17 protein-coding genes are annotated in these 16,587 nt (G+C 62.3%); 15 read left to right on the forward strand and 2 right to left on the reverse strand.

What is annotated here, in order from left to right; all coding sequences use genetic code 11:
- Positions 1-28 precede the first annotated feature (28 nt).
- Positions 29-829 (forward strand): GNAT family N-acetyltransferase, encoded by an 801-nt coding sequence (locus AC6I97_RS11930; protein WP_497944956.1) that lies wholly within the window; start codon positions 29-31, stop codon positions 827-829.
- Between the two features lie 7 nt (positions 830-836).
- On the opposite strand, the gene AC6I97_RS11935 is transcribed toward AC6I97_RS11930, so the two are convergent.
- Positions 837-1,517, reverse strand: a complete 681-nt coding sequence (locus AC6I97_RS11935) for an acVLRF1 family peptidyl-tRNA hydrolase (protein ID WP_309929758.1) — start codon at positions 1,515-1,517, stop codon at positions 837-839.
- 41 nt (positions 1,518-1,558) lie between these two features.
- Between AC6I97_RS11935 and AC6I97_RS11940 the strand changes: the two genes are divergently transcribed.
- The 14 genes from AC6I97_RS11940 to nusB all read left to right on the forward strand — a co-directional run bounded on the left by AC6I97_RS11940 (position 1,559) and on the right by nusB (position 15,138).
- Positions 1,559-3,073 carry a replication-associated recombination protein A gene (locus AC6I97_RS11940; RefSeq protein WP_497944957.1) on the forward strand — a complete coding sequence of 505 codons (1,515 nt, stop codon included), beginning with the start codon at positions 1,559-1,561 and terminating at the stop codon, positions 3,071-3,073.
- 167 nt (positions 3,074-3,240) lie between these two features.
- Entirely contained in the window at positions 3,241-3,861 is a 621-nt protein-coding gene (rpsD, locus tag AC6I97_RS11945; RefSeq protein ID WP_216925553.1) for a 30S ribosomal protein S4, read from the forward strand.
- Positions 3,862-4,018: 157 nt separating this feature from the next.
- A complete protein-coding gene (locus AC6I97_RS11950; RefSeq protein ID WP_216925653.1) occupies positions 4,019-4,393 on the forward strand; it encodes a DUF948 domain-containing protein in 375 nt (124 codons plus the stop codon).
- 22 nt (positions 4,394-4,415) lie between these two features.
- A complete protein-coding gene (locus AC6I97_RS11955; RefSeq protein WP_224090568.1) occupies positions 4,416-4,658 on the forward strand; it encodes a DUF6167 family protein in 243 nt (80 codons plus the stop codon).
- Positions 4,659-4,773: 115 nt separating this feature from the next.
- Positions 4,774-7,452 carry an alanine--tRNA ligase gene (alaS, locus tag AC6I97_RS11960; protein ID WP_497944958.1) on the forward strand — a complete coding sequence of 893 codons (2,679 nt, stop codon included), beginning with the start codon at positions 4,774-4,776 and terminating at the stop codon, positions 7,450-7,452.
- Between the two features lie 2 nt (positions 7,453-7,454).
- Positions 7,455-8,045 carry a Holliday junction resolvase RuvX gene (gene ruvX / locus AC6I97_RS11965; RefSeq protein ID WP_224090564.1) on the forward strand — a complete coding sequence of 197 codons (591 nt, stop codon included), beginning with the start codon at positions 7,455-7,457 and terminating at the stop codon, positions 8,043-8,045.
- Positions 8,042-9,748, forward strand: coding sequence for an endolytic transglycosylase MltG (gene mltG / locus AC6I97_RS11970; RefSeq protein WP_497944959.1), 1,707 nt, complete (start codon positions 8,042-8,044; stop codon positions 9,746-9,748). The genes ruvX and mltG overlap by 4 nt, the downstream gene beginning before the upstream one ends.
- Complete coding sequence (locus tag AC6I97_RS11975) at positions 9,745-10,599, forward strand: shikimate dehydrogenase family protein (RefSeq protein ID WP_497947070.1); 855 nt, start codon at positions 9,745-9,747, stop codon at positions 10,597-10,599. Before mltG ends, AC6I97_RS11975 begins: the two co-directional genes overlap by 4 nt.
- 26 nt (positions 10,600-10,625) lie before the next feature.
- Positions 10,626-11,825, forward strand: coding sequence for a chorismate synthase (gene aroC, locus AC6I97_RS11980; protein WP_224090548.1), 1,200 nt, complete (start codon positions 10,626-10,628; stop codon positions 11,823-11,825).
- Positions 11,825-12,391: a shikimate kinase gene (locus AC6I97_RS11985; protein WP_224090547.1), complete on the forward strand. Its 567-nt coding sequence runs from the start codon at positions 11,825-11,827 to the stop codon at positions 12,389-12,391. Before aroC ends, AC6I97_RS11985 begins: the two co-directional genes overlap by 1 nt.
- Positions 12,388-13,479: a 3-dehydroquinate synthase gene (gene aroB, locus AC6I97_RS11990; RefSeq protein WP_497944960.1), complete on the forward strand. Its 1,092-nt coding sequence runs from the start codon at positions 12,388-12,390 to the stop codon at positions 13,477-13,479. The genes AC6I97_RS11985 and aroB overlap by 4 nt, the downstream gene beginning before the upstream one ends.
- Complete coding sequence (locus AC6I97_RS11995; protein WP_224090545.1) at positions 13,476-13,997, forward strand: tetratricopeptide repeat protein; 522 nt, start codon at positions 13,476-13,478, stop codon at positions 13,995-13,997. The genes aroB and AC6I97_RS11995 overlap by 4 nt, the downstream gene beginning before the upstream one ends.
- Positions 13,998-14,164: 167 nt before the next feature.
- On the forward strand, positions 14,165-14,728 hold the full coding sequence (gene efp, locus AC6I97_RS12000) for an elongation factor P (protein WP_011774957.1): 564 nt from the start codon (positions 14,165-14,167) through the stop codon (positions 14,726-14,728).
- A complete protein-coding gene (gene nusB / locus AC6I97_RS12005) occupies positions 14,728-15,138 on the forward strand; it encodes a transcription antitermination factor NusB (RefSeq protein ID WP_216925562.1) in 411 nt (136 codons plus the stop codon). The genes efp and nusB overlap by 1 nt, the downstream gene beginning before the upstream one ends.
- Positions 15,139-15,248: 110 nt before the next feature.
- Here the strand turns inward: nusB and AC6I97_RS12010 are convergent, their stop codons facing one another.
- Positions 15,249-16,502, reverse strand: coding sequence for a PrsW family intramembrane metalloprotease (locus AC6I97_RS12010; RefSeq protein ID WP_497944961.1), 1,254 nt, complete (start codon positions 16,500-16,502; stop codon positions 15,249-15,251).
- Positions 16,503-16,587 lie beyond the last annotated feature (85 nt).

Genomic DNA, 16,587 nt, shown 5'->3' on the forward strand with positions numbered 1-16,587 from the left:
GGTGTTCCTGCAGATGAAAGGCGCCGGGTTGTTGGAACAAGCATTCTTGGAAACCCTCATGGATAAGGCGTGGCCGGCCGTGGAGCGCAATGACACGGGGGATTGGGTGCTTCGCGCGTCCTCCGGGGTCACGCAGAGGGCGAACTCCGTGTGGCCGAGGAACCTGCCTGGTGCGGCCGGAACTGCAGGTCTGGGCGGAACTGAAGACATAGCGCGGTCAGTCAGTTCGGCATCAGCCTGGTACAGGCAGCGGCGTCTCCCGCTCATTTTCCAGATATTCGATGACTCCCGTAGTGCAGGCCTTAACGCCGTCCTGGACGGGCAACGCTTCACCAGACAGTCCGAGACCCTGATTATGGTCCGGGGCATGGACGCCTTGGAGACCTTAAGTGCCGGGCCCAAGGGCGTAGAGGTCTCGGACACTCCCACCGATGAATGGCTTCGCTTGTGGTGGTCCGTGGATGGTCGCGGTGGCGAGGTGGAACTCGAGGTTGCCCGCACCATTCTTACCGGATGCAAGTCTCTGTACGCGCTGGTGAGGGACGACGACGGCGTACCGGCCGCCGTCGGACGCCTCGCCCTGGTGGACGGCTGGGGAGGCCTCTACGGCATGGCGACCTCGGTCACCCACCGCAGGCGGGGATACGGGACCATGGTCCTGACAGCGCTGCTGGAGCAGGGGGCGGCCCGCAATCTCCAAGGTTTTTGGCTGTTGGTCACTGCATCCAACCGCGGTGCCCAGGCGTTGTATTCGCGGGCCGGGTTCGTGGAACAAGGAAGCTATCTGTATCGGCAGGCTCCTTTGAGGCGGGCGCCGGGAGGCTGCTGAGCCGCAGTTACGGTGCTGGATCAGTCACCAGGATCCGGATGGAACAAGCATCCGAAGCAGCTTTTGCAAGCGCAGCAGTTTTGGGTTCCTGTACATCCAGGAAGGCAAGTTGGCTTCGGCTGGCCAGGGCCCGCAGGGAGGGTTGCGCCAGGACCAGGTCCACCAAGGCTCTGTCCCCGCCGGGAACAATGTACTCAACACGGTGGCCGGCGAAAATGCGCGCGGCCTGTTCCGCTGCGGAGTCCACCAATGCGTCCGCCTGGTTGGAGCGGCGCCGGGCATAACGTTGTTGGGATTGGCCACCTGCAGCCGTTCTGGACTGAACATAGCGGTTACCGCTTTTGGATTCCAGGACCTTGCTGCCGCTCGCCACGGCCACAGCGAAACCGCCCCGACGCACCAGCAGGATACCCAGACCACGTTCCTGGCCTGCAAGAGCGGCAAGCCGTTCGATGTCAGTGGCGCCACGGCCTGGACGTCCATCGACCGGCCAGGGTGCCTTCAGAAGGGCAGAAGCCCCGTCAGCGGCGCGGAGGAGGAGGCCGCCGTCGTCAGTCTCTTCAGTGAGTGGGCCATGGCTTCCGGCAAAGCGATCCACCCAACCCACCAGCCGTGATGCCGGCACGAGGGCCGTGCGGCTGGAGGCCCTCGGCGGCCGTTGTTGCGGGGCGGATGCGCGGCGGTCCACGTCGATGTCTCCTTTGTTGGAACTATGAGTAGCCTATCCATGTGGAAGATCTCTTTGGTGCCGGTGCAAACAACGACGACGAGTCGGAGGATCTGCCTGCCGCAGGGGTAGCCTCCGACGCCGCGTGGATGGCGTCCCAGCGGAGCCCGCTGGCAGTTCGGATGCGCCCCCGGACCTTGGATGACGTGGTGGGTCAACAGCACCTGTTGGGACACGGTTCCCCGCTTCGCCAGCTCGCCGCGGGCGCAGAAGCTGCCGGCCCGGCAGGGCCCAGTTCAGTCATTCTCTGGGGGCCTCCCGGAACCGGGAAAACGACGTTGGCACATGTCATCGCCCGCGGACCGGGGCGGAAGTTCGTGGAATTGTCTGCCATTACTGCCGGTGTGAAGGATGTTCGCCGGGTAATGGATGAGGCTTTGACCGCCCGGGACCTTTACAAGAAGACCACTGTCCTGTTCCTCGATGAAATCCACCGGTTCAACAAGGCGCAGCAGGACGCACTGTTGCCTGGCGTTGAAAACCGGTGGGTGGTCCTGGTGGCGGCCACCACGGAGAACCCGTCGTTCTCGGTGGTATCACCGCTGCTGTCCCGCTCGCTTCTGCTGACGCTGAAGCCACTGACGGATGACGACATTGCCGGTCTGTTGCAGCGGGCTGTTGCTGATGCCCGTGGCCTTGCCGGGCGTGTGGAACTCAGTCCCGAGGCTTTGGATCACTTGGTGCGGCTCTCCGGAGGTGACGCCCGAAGGGCCCTGACCGCCTTGGAAGCTGCGGCCGGCGTCGCGTTCGGAGACAGCAATGCCGTTTCAACCGTCGTCGAAGGGGAAGGCGGAACCGACGGGACCAGCGTCACGGACGGGACCAACGTCACCGACGACGGCGAACCGGGGCTTGCCGGCGACGGCGCCCCCGACGCGCCGGTGCTGGTGGAACTCAAGCACACCGAGCGTGCCCTGGACGCAGCTGCTGTTCGTTATGACAGGGCCGGCGACCAGCACTACGACGTCGCCAGTGCGTTCATCAAGTCCATCAGGGGCTCGGACGTTGATGCCTCCCTTCACTATCTGGCGCGGATGCTGGAGGCGGGGGAGGACCCGAGGTTCGTGGCGCGGCGCATCATCATCTCCGCGGCGGAAGACATCGGCATGGCCGATCCCACCGCTTTGCAAACAGCTGTGGCAGCGGCACAGGCGGTCCAGTTGATAGGGATGCCGGAAGGCCGGATTGTCCTGGCCGAAGCTGTTGTCCACCTTGCCACCGCTCCCAAGTCCAATGCGGCGTACATGGGCTTGAACAAGGCGGTTGCCGACGTCCGTGCCGGTTTCGGCGGCGGCATCCCCATGCATCTGCGGGACGCGCACTATCCAGGTGCCAAGCAATTGGGACATGGCAAGAGCTACAAGTACGCGCATGATGAACCGCACGGGGTGGCGACCCAGCAGTACCCGCCGGATGACCTCGTGGGAAAGGACTACTACGAGCCGACCAACAACGGCGCCGAACGCGATATAGCTGCCAGGCTGGAACGGCTCCGGAAGATCATCCGGGGACAGTAGCGTGGTAGGATAGTTGCTTGTCTGGCATGACCCGACGCACAATCCCTTTGAAGTTTCCTTCAATGGAGCTGTGCCGCGGGCCAGTAGCAAAAGGCAGCGGTTGGCCGATGCTCTCCCTGATGGAGGCCAGTAACACTGACACACCGCAGTAATTTGGAAGGACACAAGTGGCTAACAACACTCGTGCTCGCCGTACCGCACGCCTTTCGCGTGCACTCGGCATTGCTCTGACCCCCAAGGCCGCCAAGTACATGGAGCGCCGCCCGTACGGCCCCGGTGAGCACGGCCGTGCCCGCAAGAAGCAGGACTCCGACTACGCCGTACGTCTGCGCGAAAAGCAGCGTCTCCGCGCCCAGTACGGCATCCGCGAAGCCCAGATGACCCGTGCCTTCGAAGAAGCACGCCGCACCAAGGGCCTCACCGGTGAAAACCTGGTTGAGCTGCTCGAAATGCGTTTGGACGCCCTCGTACTGCGTGCAGGCTTCGCCCGCACCATCGCACAGGCCCGCCAGCTCGTTGTGCACCGCCACATCATGGTTGACGGCATCCGCGTGGACCGCCCGTCCTTCCGCGTTGGCGAAGGCCAGCTCATCCACGTTCACAGCCGCTCCGAGGTCATGGCTCCGTTCCAGGTCGCAGCTGCTGGTGCCCACGCCCTGAACAACGTGCCGGCATACCTGGACGTCAAGCTGGACGCCCTGCAGGCCCGCCTGGTTCGCCGCCCGAAGCGCTCCGAGGTCCCCGTGATCTGCGAAGAGCAGCTCGTCGTCGAATTCTACGCCCGCTAAATTCAAGCAGCGATTACAAAGAAAGCCCGTGGCACACGCCGCGGGCTTTCTTTGTAGGTAGGGTACTGACGTTTTTTCGATAGGGTACTGGGGAGGCCTTGGTCGAAGCCGGATACCGGCCGTGCCGGGCAGCGCAACAATCTAGGAGATGAATTCTATGTCTGGTGGCGACATCGCCGGCCTGATTGCGGCAGGAGTGTTCGCACTGCTGGTCCTGCTGTTGGCCGTGCCTATCCTGAAGCTCGGTGGCGTCTTTGACGAAGTGCGCACCACCATCCGATCCATCAGCGACGGGGCGACGCCCCTCATGGACGAAGTAACCGCAACGGTTTCCACTACCAACCAGCAACTGAAAAAAGTCGACGGCATCGCATCGAACGTGTCCGACGCATCGGCGAACATTTCCGCCCTGTCCTCGCTGGTGGCTGCGACTGTTGGTTCGCCGCTGATCAAGGTTGCAGCCTTCAGCTATGGTGTCCGTTCGGCCTTCGCGGGCCGTCGCGCTCCTTCCTCCGGCCGTCGCAGCCGCTGAACCAATTGGAGACCAGGAACACATGAAAAGAATCGTTTGGATGGGCATTGGGGTGGCGATTGGCATTATTGCCTTCCGCAAGGTCACCGAGGCCAAGGCCACTATCGGCCCGGATGGCTTGAACCGTGCAGTTGGGCGCCTTGCCGACGGCTTGTTCGATTTCGCGGATGCGGTGCGCTCAGGCATGCATGAACGCGAAGAGGACTTGAGGTCCGCGCTGGGCATTCAGAGTGCGGATATCAACACCAGCCCCGCCCGGCGCTAGCGAACACGGTTCGCCCCAGAGCCCACAACAAGGCAGAATGGAAAGCTGCGGAACGGCAACAGCCGGTGCCGCGCACAACGTGTGCAGTGAATTGAGAAGGGTAAGTAATCAGCTAATGAAGTCGCAGGAGATCACCAAACGCTGGGTGGACTTTTTTGTCAGCAAGGGCCACACCGCCGTTCCCTCCGCGTCGCTCGTTTCCAGCGACCCGTCACTTCTCTTTACTGTGGCAGGCATGGTGCCGTTCATTCCTTACTTGACGGCCCGCGAAGAGCCTCCCTACACACGCGCCACGAGCGTCCAGAAGTGTATCCGCACCGGCGACATCGAGGAAGTCGGCAAGACGGCACGGCACGGCACGTTCTTCCAGATGTGCGGCAACTTCTCCTTCGGGGACTACTTCAAGGAAGATGCCATCAAGTTCGCTTTCGAGCTGCTCACCAAGAGCGTTGACGACGGCGGCTATGGGCTTCCTGCCGAACGCCTCTGGGTGACGGTCTACGAGGAAGACGACGAAGCCCAGGAACTGTGGCTCAAGAACACGGGCATTCCGGCAGAACGCATCCAGCGCATGGGCAAGTCGGATAATTACTGGCACACGGGCCAGCCCGGTCCCGCAGGGCCCTGCTCGGAGATCTACTACGACCGCGGTCCCGAGTACGGTATTGAAGGCGGCCCGATTGCCGACGAAACGCGCTACATCGAAATCTGGAACCTCGTGTTCATGCAGTACCAGATCGAAAACGTGCGTTCCAAGGTGGACTTCGACATCGTGGGCGAACTGCCGAACAAGAACATTGACACCGGCCTGGGCATGGAACGCCTCGCGATGATCCTCCAGGGCGTCGAGAACATGTATGAGACGGACCAGGTCCGTCCTGTCATTGACAAGGCTGCAGAGCTGTCCGGCCGTGAATACACCTCTGCCGAGTCAGCAGATGACCCCCACCATACTGACGACGTCCGGATGCGTGTTGTTGCCGACCACATCCGCTCGGCCCTGATGCTTATTGCTGACGGAGTAGCACCTTCGAACGAAGGCCGTGGCTATGTCCTGCGCCGGCTGATCCGCCGGGCCGTCCGTGCGATGCGCCTGCTCGGTGTCGAGAAGGCTTGCCTGCCGGACCTTCTTCCTGCTTCCCGTGACGCCATGAAGGGTGTCTACCCGGTAGTGGAGACGGACTTTGCGCGCATCAGCCGTATCGCTTACGCCGAGGAAAAGGCGTTCCTGCGCACCATTGCCTCGGGTACAGCCCGCCTGGAGGATGCAGTGGCCGAATCGAAGGCTGCAGGGGTTCCCTTGTCCGGCGCCGATGCTTTTGCGCTGCATGACACCTACGGTTTCCCCATTGACCTCACCTTGGAAATGGCTGAAGAAGCCGGCCTTAAGGTTGACGAAGCCGGCTTCCGCTCGCTCATGCTTGAACAGCGTCAGCGCGCACAGGCAGATGCCAAGGGCAAGAAGGGCGGCCACGCCGATCTTACCGCCTACCAGGAGATGCTTGGCCAGGGCGAGACTACCTTTACCGGTTACGACGAGCTTGAGGGCGAGTCCAAGGTCCGCGGCATCGTCAGCGGCGGTCGGCGCGTGGCGCACGCTTCCACGGGCGACGAAATCGAAGTGGTCCTCAATGAGACGCCGTTCTATGCAGAAGCCGGTGGACAGTCGGCCGATACCGGCCTGATCACCGGCGACGGATTCGTCGTCGAGGTCCTGGACGTCCAGCGCCCGGTAAAGGGTCTGAGCGTCCATAAGGCAATCGTCCGGGAAGGTGAGATCGCCACCGATGCCCTGGTGCGCGCCGCCGTCGACCGTGAACGGCGCCACGCGGCCGAGCAGGCGCACACTGGCACGCACATTGTGCATGCCGCGCTGCACCAGATCCTGGGCCCGGAAGCTACCCAGCGTGGTTCCTACAACAAAGCCGGCTACCTCCGCTTCGACTTCGCCTGGGGTGAGGGCCTGAGCCCCGCCACGCGTTCGGAAATTGAAGAGGTTTCCAACATCGCCATCCGGAACAACTACCGGGTAGACACCAAGGTCATGGGCTTGGCCGAGGCCAAGGCCCTGGGCGCCATGGCCCTGTTCGGCGAGAACTACGGCAGTGAAGTACGCGTCGTGGAGATCGACGGCGCGTGGTCCCGCGAGCTTTGTGGTGGCACGCACGTGTCCAATACTTCCCTTATTGGCAGCCTTTCCCTGTTGGGTGAGCAGTCGGTTGGTTCCGGAAACCGCCGTGTGGAGGCCTTCGTGGGCTTGGACGCTTTCCGCCACCTGGCGGCCGAGCGGGCACTCGTTACGGAACTCACAGAACTGTTGAAGGTTCCCTCCGGCCAGCTCGCCGACCGCATCTCCAGCACCTTGAACAAGTTGAAGGCAACAGAGAAGGAACTCGACCGCCTTCGCAAGGAGCAGCTGGCTGCAGCGGCCGCCAACCTGGTGGGTACCGCCAAGGACGCCGCGGGTGTGCGGGTTGTAGCCCACGACGCCGGCCAGGTGGGTGGAGCAGACGATCTCCGGAACCTTGCCCTGGACCTCCGCAGCCGCTTGGGCTCCGAAGCCGCTACTGTGGCCGTTGCCGGTGTCAGCAACGACCGGCCCGTCATTTTGATCGCCACTAATGAGGCTGCCCGCGAAGCCGGCGTGAAGGCCGGAGCTTTGGTGCGCCTTGCCGCGGGCATCCTCGGTGGTGGTGGCGGCGGCAAGGACGATGTCGCCCAAGGCGGCGGCACCGACGCTGGGAAGGTCTCTGAGGCCCTCACAGCGGTGGTGGATGCGATAGCCAAGCGCTAACGGTGAATTCCAGTACGAACAGCGGCGTCTACCCCCAAGGCATCAAGCTGGGGGTAGACGTCGGCACCGTCAGGGTTGGGCTGGCCATTTGCGACCCCGACGAAATCCTGGCCACGCCTTTCAAGACAGTGGGCCGCGACGCCAAAAAGAACTCCGACGTTCGCGTGGTGGTTAAACAGGCTATGGAAATGCGGGCCGTACAGATTTTCGTGGGCCTTCCAAAGACCATGAAAGGGGAGGAACGAAGCTCCGCGCAGATGGCAACGGAGTACGCCGAACTGCTTGCGGGCGAGCTCGCCCGAACCGGTTTGGACGTTCCCGTGAACCTCGTGGATGAGCGTCTTTCCACTGTTACGGCGCACCGCAACCTGCACGAAGCTGGCATGAGCAGCAAGAACCACCGTAAAGTGGTTGATCAGGTTGCCGCTGCTGGAATACTTCAGCACGCGATCGACATGCAAAAAGCCAGAGGAACGGACGTTGGCCGCCGCGTAAATGCACCGGGGCCGTCCGATACATCCAGCAGTGCCCCAACGCTGCAGGCTTCCTCCGGCCCTGAACCAGATTCTTCTACGAGGGGACTGCAACTGTGAGCCCGGTCAACAACGACCCCTCCAGCGGAACCGCCAGCGGCGGCATGCCGCTGACCCGCAAGGAACTGCGGGCGCGGGAACGATTCCTCGCCACCCAGAACCAGAACGTCGTACCCGTTCCCGAAGCGACGCCGGGGGAAGCAGCGCCTTCGGCTGATGTCGAGCCTGAACTGCCCCGCCCGATCCCCGCGGTTCCCAAGCCAACTGCTGCGCCTGAAGCCCCTGCGCCTGAACCGGTTGCGCCTGAACAGGTTGCGCCCCAACCGGCTGAGTCTGAAACCCCGGCCCCGGAACCTGTGCGGGCGGCTGCTTCTCCGGAGGTCCCGCCAGTTCCGGATGCGTTGCCGACGGTTGCTCCTGCCGAACATGTGGAGCCCGTGCTTTCGGAAGAGGAGCACCATGACGATGCCCTTCCGGTCCCGGCTGTTGCACATGTCTATGCCGGTCATGCCAACGAGGCCCACGACACCTACGGCGTCCACGAAGGCTCGGTCCACGTGGATGATCATGCGTTTGAAGAGCATGCACCCCAGTACCATTACGAAGCCCACGAAGGGCACATGGAGCTTCACGACGAGCTTCATGACGAGCACCACCACCTCATCGCTCCGGTAGAAGTTACGGCGGCGTCCAAGGCCGCGGCCAAGAAGGCGCGGCGTCGCCGTCGGGTCCTTGCCTTGCTGATCACGCTGGGAGTCTTTGTTGCCGCCATCGCGATCGGGGCACAATTCCTCAAGCCCCTCCTTGGCATGGACAAAGTCACTGATTACCCCGGTCCCGGGACGGGCTCCGTCAGCATTACGGTCCCGGAAGGGGCCGGCCCCAAGGCTGTGGCAACCGCGCTGGTGGAAAACCACGTCGTGGCGGACGCCGATTCCTTCGTCAAGGAGTTCGTGACCGAGGGCGGCGAGCTCTCGCCGGGGGAATTCACCTTCCGTACCGAGATGAAAAACTCCGACGCCGTTGCTGTCCTCGTCAACAAAGACGCTTCCAAAGTGATCTACTTCGCCTTGAGCGCAGGTCTGCGGATCAACGAGTCGCTGGAGGCTATCTCCAAGGGCTCCGGCATCCCCATGGCACAGCTGAATGGCTTCAACCAGGCGCCCGGACAGTTCGGGGTGCCTGCGAAGGCCAAGAACCTGGAGGGCTTCCTCGCTCCCGGAGAGTATCGCTTCCCGCTGGGAACATCGGGTAAGGACATCATCCAGAAGTTGGTCTCCAGCACCCTTGATGAGCTCAAGGCCCAAGGAATTACGGATCCGGCCAAGCAGTACGACACCGTAACCATCGCCAGCATCGTCCAGGCGGAGGGCGGCCAGGCCGACTATGGGAACGTCGCTGGTGCGATCTACAACAGGCTCAAACCGAACAACACCGAGACCAACGGCCTTATCCAGTCCGATGCCACGGTGACTTATGGCCTGGGCAAGAAGTCCTTCCACCTCACGGACGAAGAGAAGGCCGATAAGTCCAACACCTACAACACGTACGCCAACCCAGGGCTGCCCGCCGGCCCGATCGGTTCTCCGGGCAAGACGGCGATCGACGCCGCAGCAAAGCCGACGCAGAACGATTACCTGTACTGGGTCACCATCAACCTGGACACCAAGGAGACCAAGTTCTCCAAGACACTGGCCGAACACAGCAGGTACGTTGAGCAATACAACGCATGGTGCCAGGCCAACGCCGGACGGTGCGTGTGAGTCGTCGCGCCGCTGTCCTCGGGCACCCGATCTCACATTCGAAGTCCCCGGCGATGCACACTGCCGCCTATGCCAAGCTCGGCGTGGACATCGAATACTCGGCAATCGACCTGACGGTCGATGGGCTTCCGGCCTTCATGGATTCCCTCCGCGGGGACCGATCATGGTGCGGGCTGTCGGTAACCATGCCCTTGAAGTCGGCCATGGTCAGGGAAGTTGACGAGGTCCGGGGCGCTGGCGCCCAGTTGGGCGTTATCAACACTGTGGCCTTTGAGTACGACGGCGGTTCGGCTCGCCGCATCGGTTACAACACCGATGTCGCGGGCATCGTGGAAGCAGTACGCTACGCGGGAATCTCTTCGGCACCACATGCTGCTGTCCTCGGCGGCGGAGGAACCTCCGCGGCTGCCATTGCTGCCGTACACGAGCTCGGGGCCGGGCACGTGGACGTTTTCGTCCGGGATGCCACGCGCGCCGTCGACGCCCAGGCCGCTGCGGCCGCCGTCGGAATTTCCCTGCGGCTCCGCCCCCTCAGTGAGGCGGCCACTGCCGTGGCCGGGTCCGGGCTGGTCATCTCCACCTTTCCACCGCGCGCGGCCGATGCGCTTGCGGTAGAGCTTGCTGCCCTGCCAGGAACAGGGGCAGGGGTTTTGCTGGACGTCGCTTATGACCCGTGGCCCAGCCGCCTCGCCGAGGTTTGGCACGGCCATGGGGGAGCGGTGGTTCCCGGGCTTGAAATGCTGATGTACCAAGCGGCGGAGCAGATCCGGCAGTTCAGTGGCTGTGACGTTGACGCCTCCGTCATAGATGTGATGTGCGACTCAGTTGGGCTTCCCCGGCGAGTGTTCTAGAGGCCTTACATGGCAGGATTGGTTATATGTTGCGTTGGTTGACTGCCGGTGAATCCCATGGTCCGGCTCTGATCGGAATTGTTGAAGGCGTGCCCGCCGGTGTTGAACTCACCAGCGGGCAAATCCGTGATGCCTTGGCGCGTCGTCGCCTGGGCTATGGACGTGGCGCCCGCATGAAGTTTGAGCAGGATGAAGTCACGATCCTCGGGGGTGTGCGCCACGGCATCACCCAGGGTGGTCCGGTCGCCATTCAGGTGGGCAACACCGAATGGCCAAAGTGGGAGCAGATTATGTCTGCTGATCCGGTGGACCCTGAAGTACTTGCCGACCAAGCCCGCAACGCACCTCTGACGCGCCCGCGTCCGGGGCACGCCGATTTCACCGGGATGCAGAAGTACGGCTTTGATGAAGCCCGTCCGGTCCTTGAGCGCGCAAGTGCGCGTGAAACCGCCACCCGTGTTGCTCTTGGTACCGTTGCCGCCCAGTTCCTTAAGCAACTGGGCGTGGAATTGGTAAGCCACACCGTTTCCATCGCCAGCGTCACCGTACCCGAGGGCAAGGCGTTGCCCCTGCCCAAGGACGTCATCGCCCTTGATGCAGATCCGCTGCGCTGCTTCGACCGCGAAACATCCGATGCAATGGTCGCCGAGGTGGATGCCGCCCACAAGGAAGGCGAGACCCTTGGCGGCGTGGTTGAGGTCCTTGCCTACGGACTTCCCCCTGGATTGGGCAGTTACGTCCACTGGGACCGCCGCCTTGATTCCCGCCTGGCCGCTGCGCTGATGGGTATCCAGGCCATCAAGGGCGTGGAGGTCGGTGACGGGTTCCTCACCGCTGCCCGCCGTGGTTCTGCAGCGCACGACGAAATCCTCAAGGATGAGAACGGCAGAATTATTCGTCAGACCAACCGTGCCGGCGGCATTGAGGGTGGAATGAGCATCGGCGAAGTTCTGCGCGTCCGCGCCGCCATGAAGCCTATTGCCACTGTTCCCCGCGCGTTGCGCACCATTGATGTCAGCACCGGGGAACCCGCCAAGGCGCACCACCAGCGTTCGGACGTTTGTGCAGTTCCGGCAGCGGGCGTTGTGGCCGAGGCCATGGTTGCCCTCGTCCTCGCAGAAGCCATTGCCGAGAAATTCGGAGGTGACTCTGTTGCCGAGACCACGCGTAACCTGCAGAGCTACCTGGACAACATTCCGGCAACCCTGGACTCGGTCGGCCGGTAGTGGGCCGCACTACCCAGGACGGCTGCGCTGGCCGTCCCGTTGTCCTGGTGGGTCCCATGGCAGTTGGCAAGTCTGCCATTGGCCAGCAACTGGCGCAGCAACTCGGCGTTCCCTTCGTGGACACCGACGCCGTGGTGGTCGCGGCGCACGGCAGCATCGCTGACATTTTCGCTGGTCGGGGAGAACACGCGTTCCGGGAAATCGAAGCCCGGGCAGTGGCGAAGGCCATCGAGGCTGCCAAGGAACAACCAGCAGTGATTTCGCTGGGTGGTGGAGCGGTCCTGGACTCGGGAACCCAGCAATTGCTGGGGGAGTGCACCGTGGTTTACCTGGAATGCGACGCCTCGACTGTTGCTGACCGGATCGCGCGAAACACCGGACGGCCTTTGCTGCAGGGCGACGCAATGTCCCGTTGGGAAGCTCTGTTTGCCACCAGGCGTCCAGTGTATGAGCGTCTCGCAGACATTGTCCTGGACGTCCGTTCGGGATCCGTGGCTGAAATCGGCCTCCGGTTGGAGGAACGGCTGCGCCAGCATGCAGCCTTGAAAGAGGAAGTTGAAAAGTGAGCAACGAAGCAACTGTCATCAAGGTGACCGGCCAATCAACCACGGAGAACTACGACGTCATCGTGGGCCGTGGACTCCTGCAATCCCTTCCCGCCAAACTTGGCGAGCGGGTTCGACGCGTGCTTGTCATTCACCCACGTGCCCTTCGCCTGACCGGGGACACCGTCCGCGATGAGCTCGAAGCTGCCGGCTTCACCGCGCTGACGGCCGAGATTCCGGATGCCGAAGAAGGCAAGCACATACAGGTTGCCGCTTTCTGCTGGCAGGTGCTGGGGCAGAACGATTTCACGCGCTCGGACGCTATTGTTGCCGTCGGTGGCGGGGCCGTGACCGACCTCGCCGGATTCGTTGCTGCCACCTGGCTTCGCGGAGTCAAAGTCATCCACATGCCCACCAGCTTGTTGGGCATGGTGGATGCCTCAGTTGGCGGGAAAACAGGTATCAACACTGCCGAAGGCAAGAACCTGGTGGGATCGTTCCATCCTCCGGCGGCTGTACTGGCGGATCTGGATACGCTCAAGACTTTGCCCAGGAATGAGCTGATTTCCGGAATGGCAGAGGTCATCAAGTGCGGCTTTATCGCCGATCCCGCGATCCTTGACCTCGTGGAAAAGAACACGGACGCCGTGATGGATCCGGAGTCGGACGTTGTCCGTGAACTCATCGAACGCGCCATTGCGGTCAAAGCCAACGTCGTCTCCCAGGACCTCAAGGAATCCGGGCTGCGCGAAATCCTGAACTACGGACACACGCTGGGCCATGCCATTGAACTCGTGGAACGGTACTCCTGGCGCCATGGTGCGGCCGTTTCGGTAGGCATGATGTTCGCTGCTGAACTGGCCCGAAGCGTTGGACGACTCTCCGACGCCGACGCCGACCGGCACCGCACCATCCTTGAGAGCCTTGGTTTGCCCATCACCTACCGCAAGGACCGTTGGCAAGGCCTGCTGGATGGCATGCGCCGGGATAAGAAGTCACGTGGCGACCTCCTGCGCTTTGTTGTCCTGGATGGCGTAGCCAAGCCCAGCATTCTGGACGTCCCCGATACGTCCCTGTTGTTTGCTGCCTACCAGGAGATTGCTTCATGATGACCACCCTCAGGGAAGGCGTCAGCGATTGGCCAACCGCAGGATTCCCGGGCGTCCGCACGAACCCGGACACCTTGCTGCCCGTCATCGTCAACGAAGACGCACTGGAATCTGCGCTGGCCGCTTCGGAAGATCCTGCCGACCGCATCATGGCGCTGCTGCTGGAAAACCAGCCAAAGGAAGCGGCGGAATTGCTCGCCGAAGCCCGCTACAAGGACCCGGAATCCTTCCGGTTGCGGATTTTTGAAGCTGAAGTCCACCGGGCCACCAACCGCCTGGACCGTGCCATCCAACTGTTCCGCCAGCTGCTGCAGGAAGTCCAGGGCACGTCCAAGGAAGCGATCGTCCACCAGTATTTGGGCAGGGCCTATTTCGTCAGCGGAAATGCTCTGGCAGCGTCCGAAGAGTTCGCCAAGGCCCTGGACCTGAGGGTTGCCAAGGCTGCCGATGCCGCGCTGATTTACTCCTCCGCGGTAGCGCTCCAACGGGCCAGGGACGTGCTGGAACTCGCGTCCTGATCCAGGCTGGAACCACCCGAAGCCAAGCCACTTCCCATTTGCCGGTAGAATGGTTCTTGGATTTTTGATAAATACGCGCTGGCACGCCTTTTGGCATGCTGGCTGGCATACCCGGCTGGAAGCTAGAAACCGTAGCTAGAACCAGTGAGAGAAACCAGAGGATACGAGTGGCAACCACAAACGACATCAAGAACGGAACCGTACTGAAGCTCGAGGGCCAGCTCTGGAACATCATTGAGTTCCAGCACGTCAAGCCGGGCAAAGGTGGCGCTTTCGTTCGCACCAAGATGCGCAACGTCATGTCCGGCAAGGTGGTTGACAAGACCTTCAACGCCGGCCTGAAGATCGAGACCGCTACGGTTGACCGCCGTGACTACCAGTACCTGTACCAGGATGGCGAAGACTTCGTCTTCATGGACACCCAGGACTACGACCAAATCACCGTTTCCGGTGCTACGGTCGGCGACGCCACAAACTTCATGCTCGAGAACCAGATGGTGAACATCGCCATCCACGAAGGCACGCCGCTGTACATCGAGCTGCCGCCGAGCGTCGTTCTCGAAATCACCTACACCGAGCCCGGCCTCCAGGGCGATCGCTCCTCGGCGGGCACCAAGCCGGCAACCGTGGAAACCGGCTACGAAATCCAGGTTCCGCTGTTCGTGGAGCAGGGCACCAAAGTCAAGGTTGACACCCGCGACGGCAGCTACCTGGGCCGGGTCAACGACTAGTGAGCGCACGCGGTAAAGCCCGTAGCAGGGCACTAGAAGTACTTTTCGAGGCGGAGCAGCGTTCCGTTTCGGCTTTTGACGCGCTCAAGGCGCGTCGGGAGAAAACGGATCTCGTCATTAACCCCTACACGATGGAAATCGTTGAGGGTGTCGTCTCCATGCAGCCGACTATCGACGAATTCCTGCAGACCTATGCCCAGGGCTGGACGCTTGAGCGGATGCCTTCGGTAGACCGCATCATCCTCCGCATTGGTGCCTGGGAACTCCTCTACAACGACGAAGTCCCGGACGGAGTGGCAGTCAGCGAAGCTGTGGCCCTCGCCAAGACAATGTCCACGGACGAATCACCGGCCTTCATCAACGGCTTGCTTGGCCGGCTCCAGAAGCTCAAGCCGTCACTGCTCGCCTAGGCGTCGCTGCAGCTTGTTCAGAAAGAGGACCCGCGTCCACAGGAAACTGTGGGGCGGGTCCTCTTCTTTGAGCGGGTCAATTCTTAGAGCGGGTCAGTTCTTAGAGCGGGTCAGGTCAGCACTGCCGCCCGGAGCGCCGGAATCCCGCGAAGATGGTCAAGTTCGTCCCGCTGATGAACGGGCACGTCACGGCCGCTGAGGATGCGTTGGCGCGTGAATGCCAAGGCCGTGGCGCCCTTGATGAACGCCCGCATCTGCGCGGCACGACCACGCGAGGCTGCCCAGCGAACCGCCTGCCGCCTTCCTTGGGAGGTCGCCAGCATTTCAACTTCGGCCGGGGTGAACCATCCGGCCCTGGCATATTCGAGAAGCCGCTGGCGCGTGAGTTTGCCTTCGGCAATGCGCAGGAAAATGATGCCCAGGGCCGCGATCAGGAAGATCGGCACCTGCACCACGAAGTAGTCCAGCAGGAAGTCCTGGCCCATGCTGTTCCACCGGTTATGCAGGAACATGGCCGGCAGGAGTCCGATGGCGAAGGCGAGCACTGCATAGCCGGAATGCCATCGACGGGCGGCGAATCCCATAATCAGGCCGGTTGTCCCCGTGAAAATGGCGTGGGCGAAGGGTGACATGACCCCGCGAAGGATGAAGATCCGGACAAGGTCCGTGCCGGGCTCCGATGAGGAGGCGATCTCACGGCCGAAGTAGAGGATGTTCTCGGTGAAGGCAAAGCCGGCCGCGATGGTAAAAGCAAAGACCACACCATCCACGGGACCATCGAAATACTTCCGGGCTCCAAGGATCAGAAGCAACAGGCCAAGCGATTTGGTGAATTCCTCCACGATGGGAGCCTGGACCGTGGCCATGAAATAAGTGAATGCTTCTTCGCTGGTGGTGGGAGCTGCCAAGGCGAAGAGGGGCTGGATCAACAATGTTCCGGCGATTGAGACTGCAGCTCCCCATGTGAAAGCGAACCAGAGCAGCCTGTTTGGTTCGGGCTCCCAACGGTCAATGAGCCGTACGGTCAGCAGTACCACCGACAACGGGACCAGGGAGGCGATGAACCCGATCACGAAGCCTGCGATTCCTGTATTGCCCAGAAGGAAGGGAACCACCAGGAGAAGGCTGCCGAAGACCAATATGGCGCCCGCCAGGAGCAGGGGGAGTGTACCCGGCGACCGGCGGGCCCGGGGTGCCGGTGGAGCCGGCCAGGCCTGCTGGGGAAGGCTGCCGGGGTTACCGGGCGCTGGTTGGTAGTTTCCGGGCTGTACGTGTCCGATCCATGTGGGATTGGCTCCCGGTTCCAGACAGGGCCGCGGGTAGGGTTGATGCCCGCCGGGGTGCCCAGGATGGTCGCTGCTCATGGCTTAGAGCCTATTGCAACGGACCGGATGTGAGCTTTAACTCACGCCTCGTCTGCGGCCCGGTGAGGCGGCCGGTTTTCGCTGT

Source organism: Arthrobacter sp. TmtSoilC48, assembly GCF_059739425.1.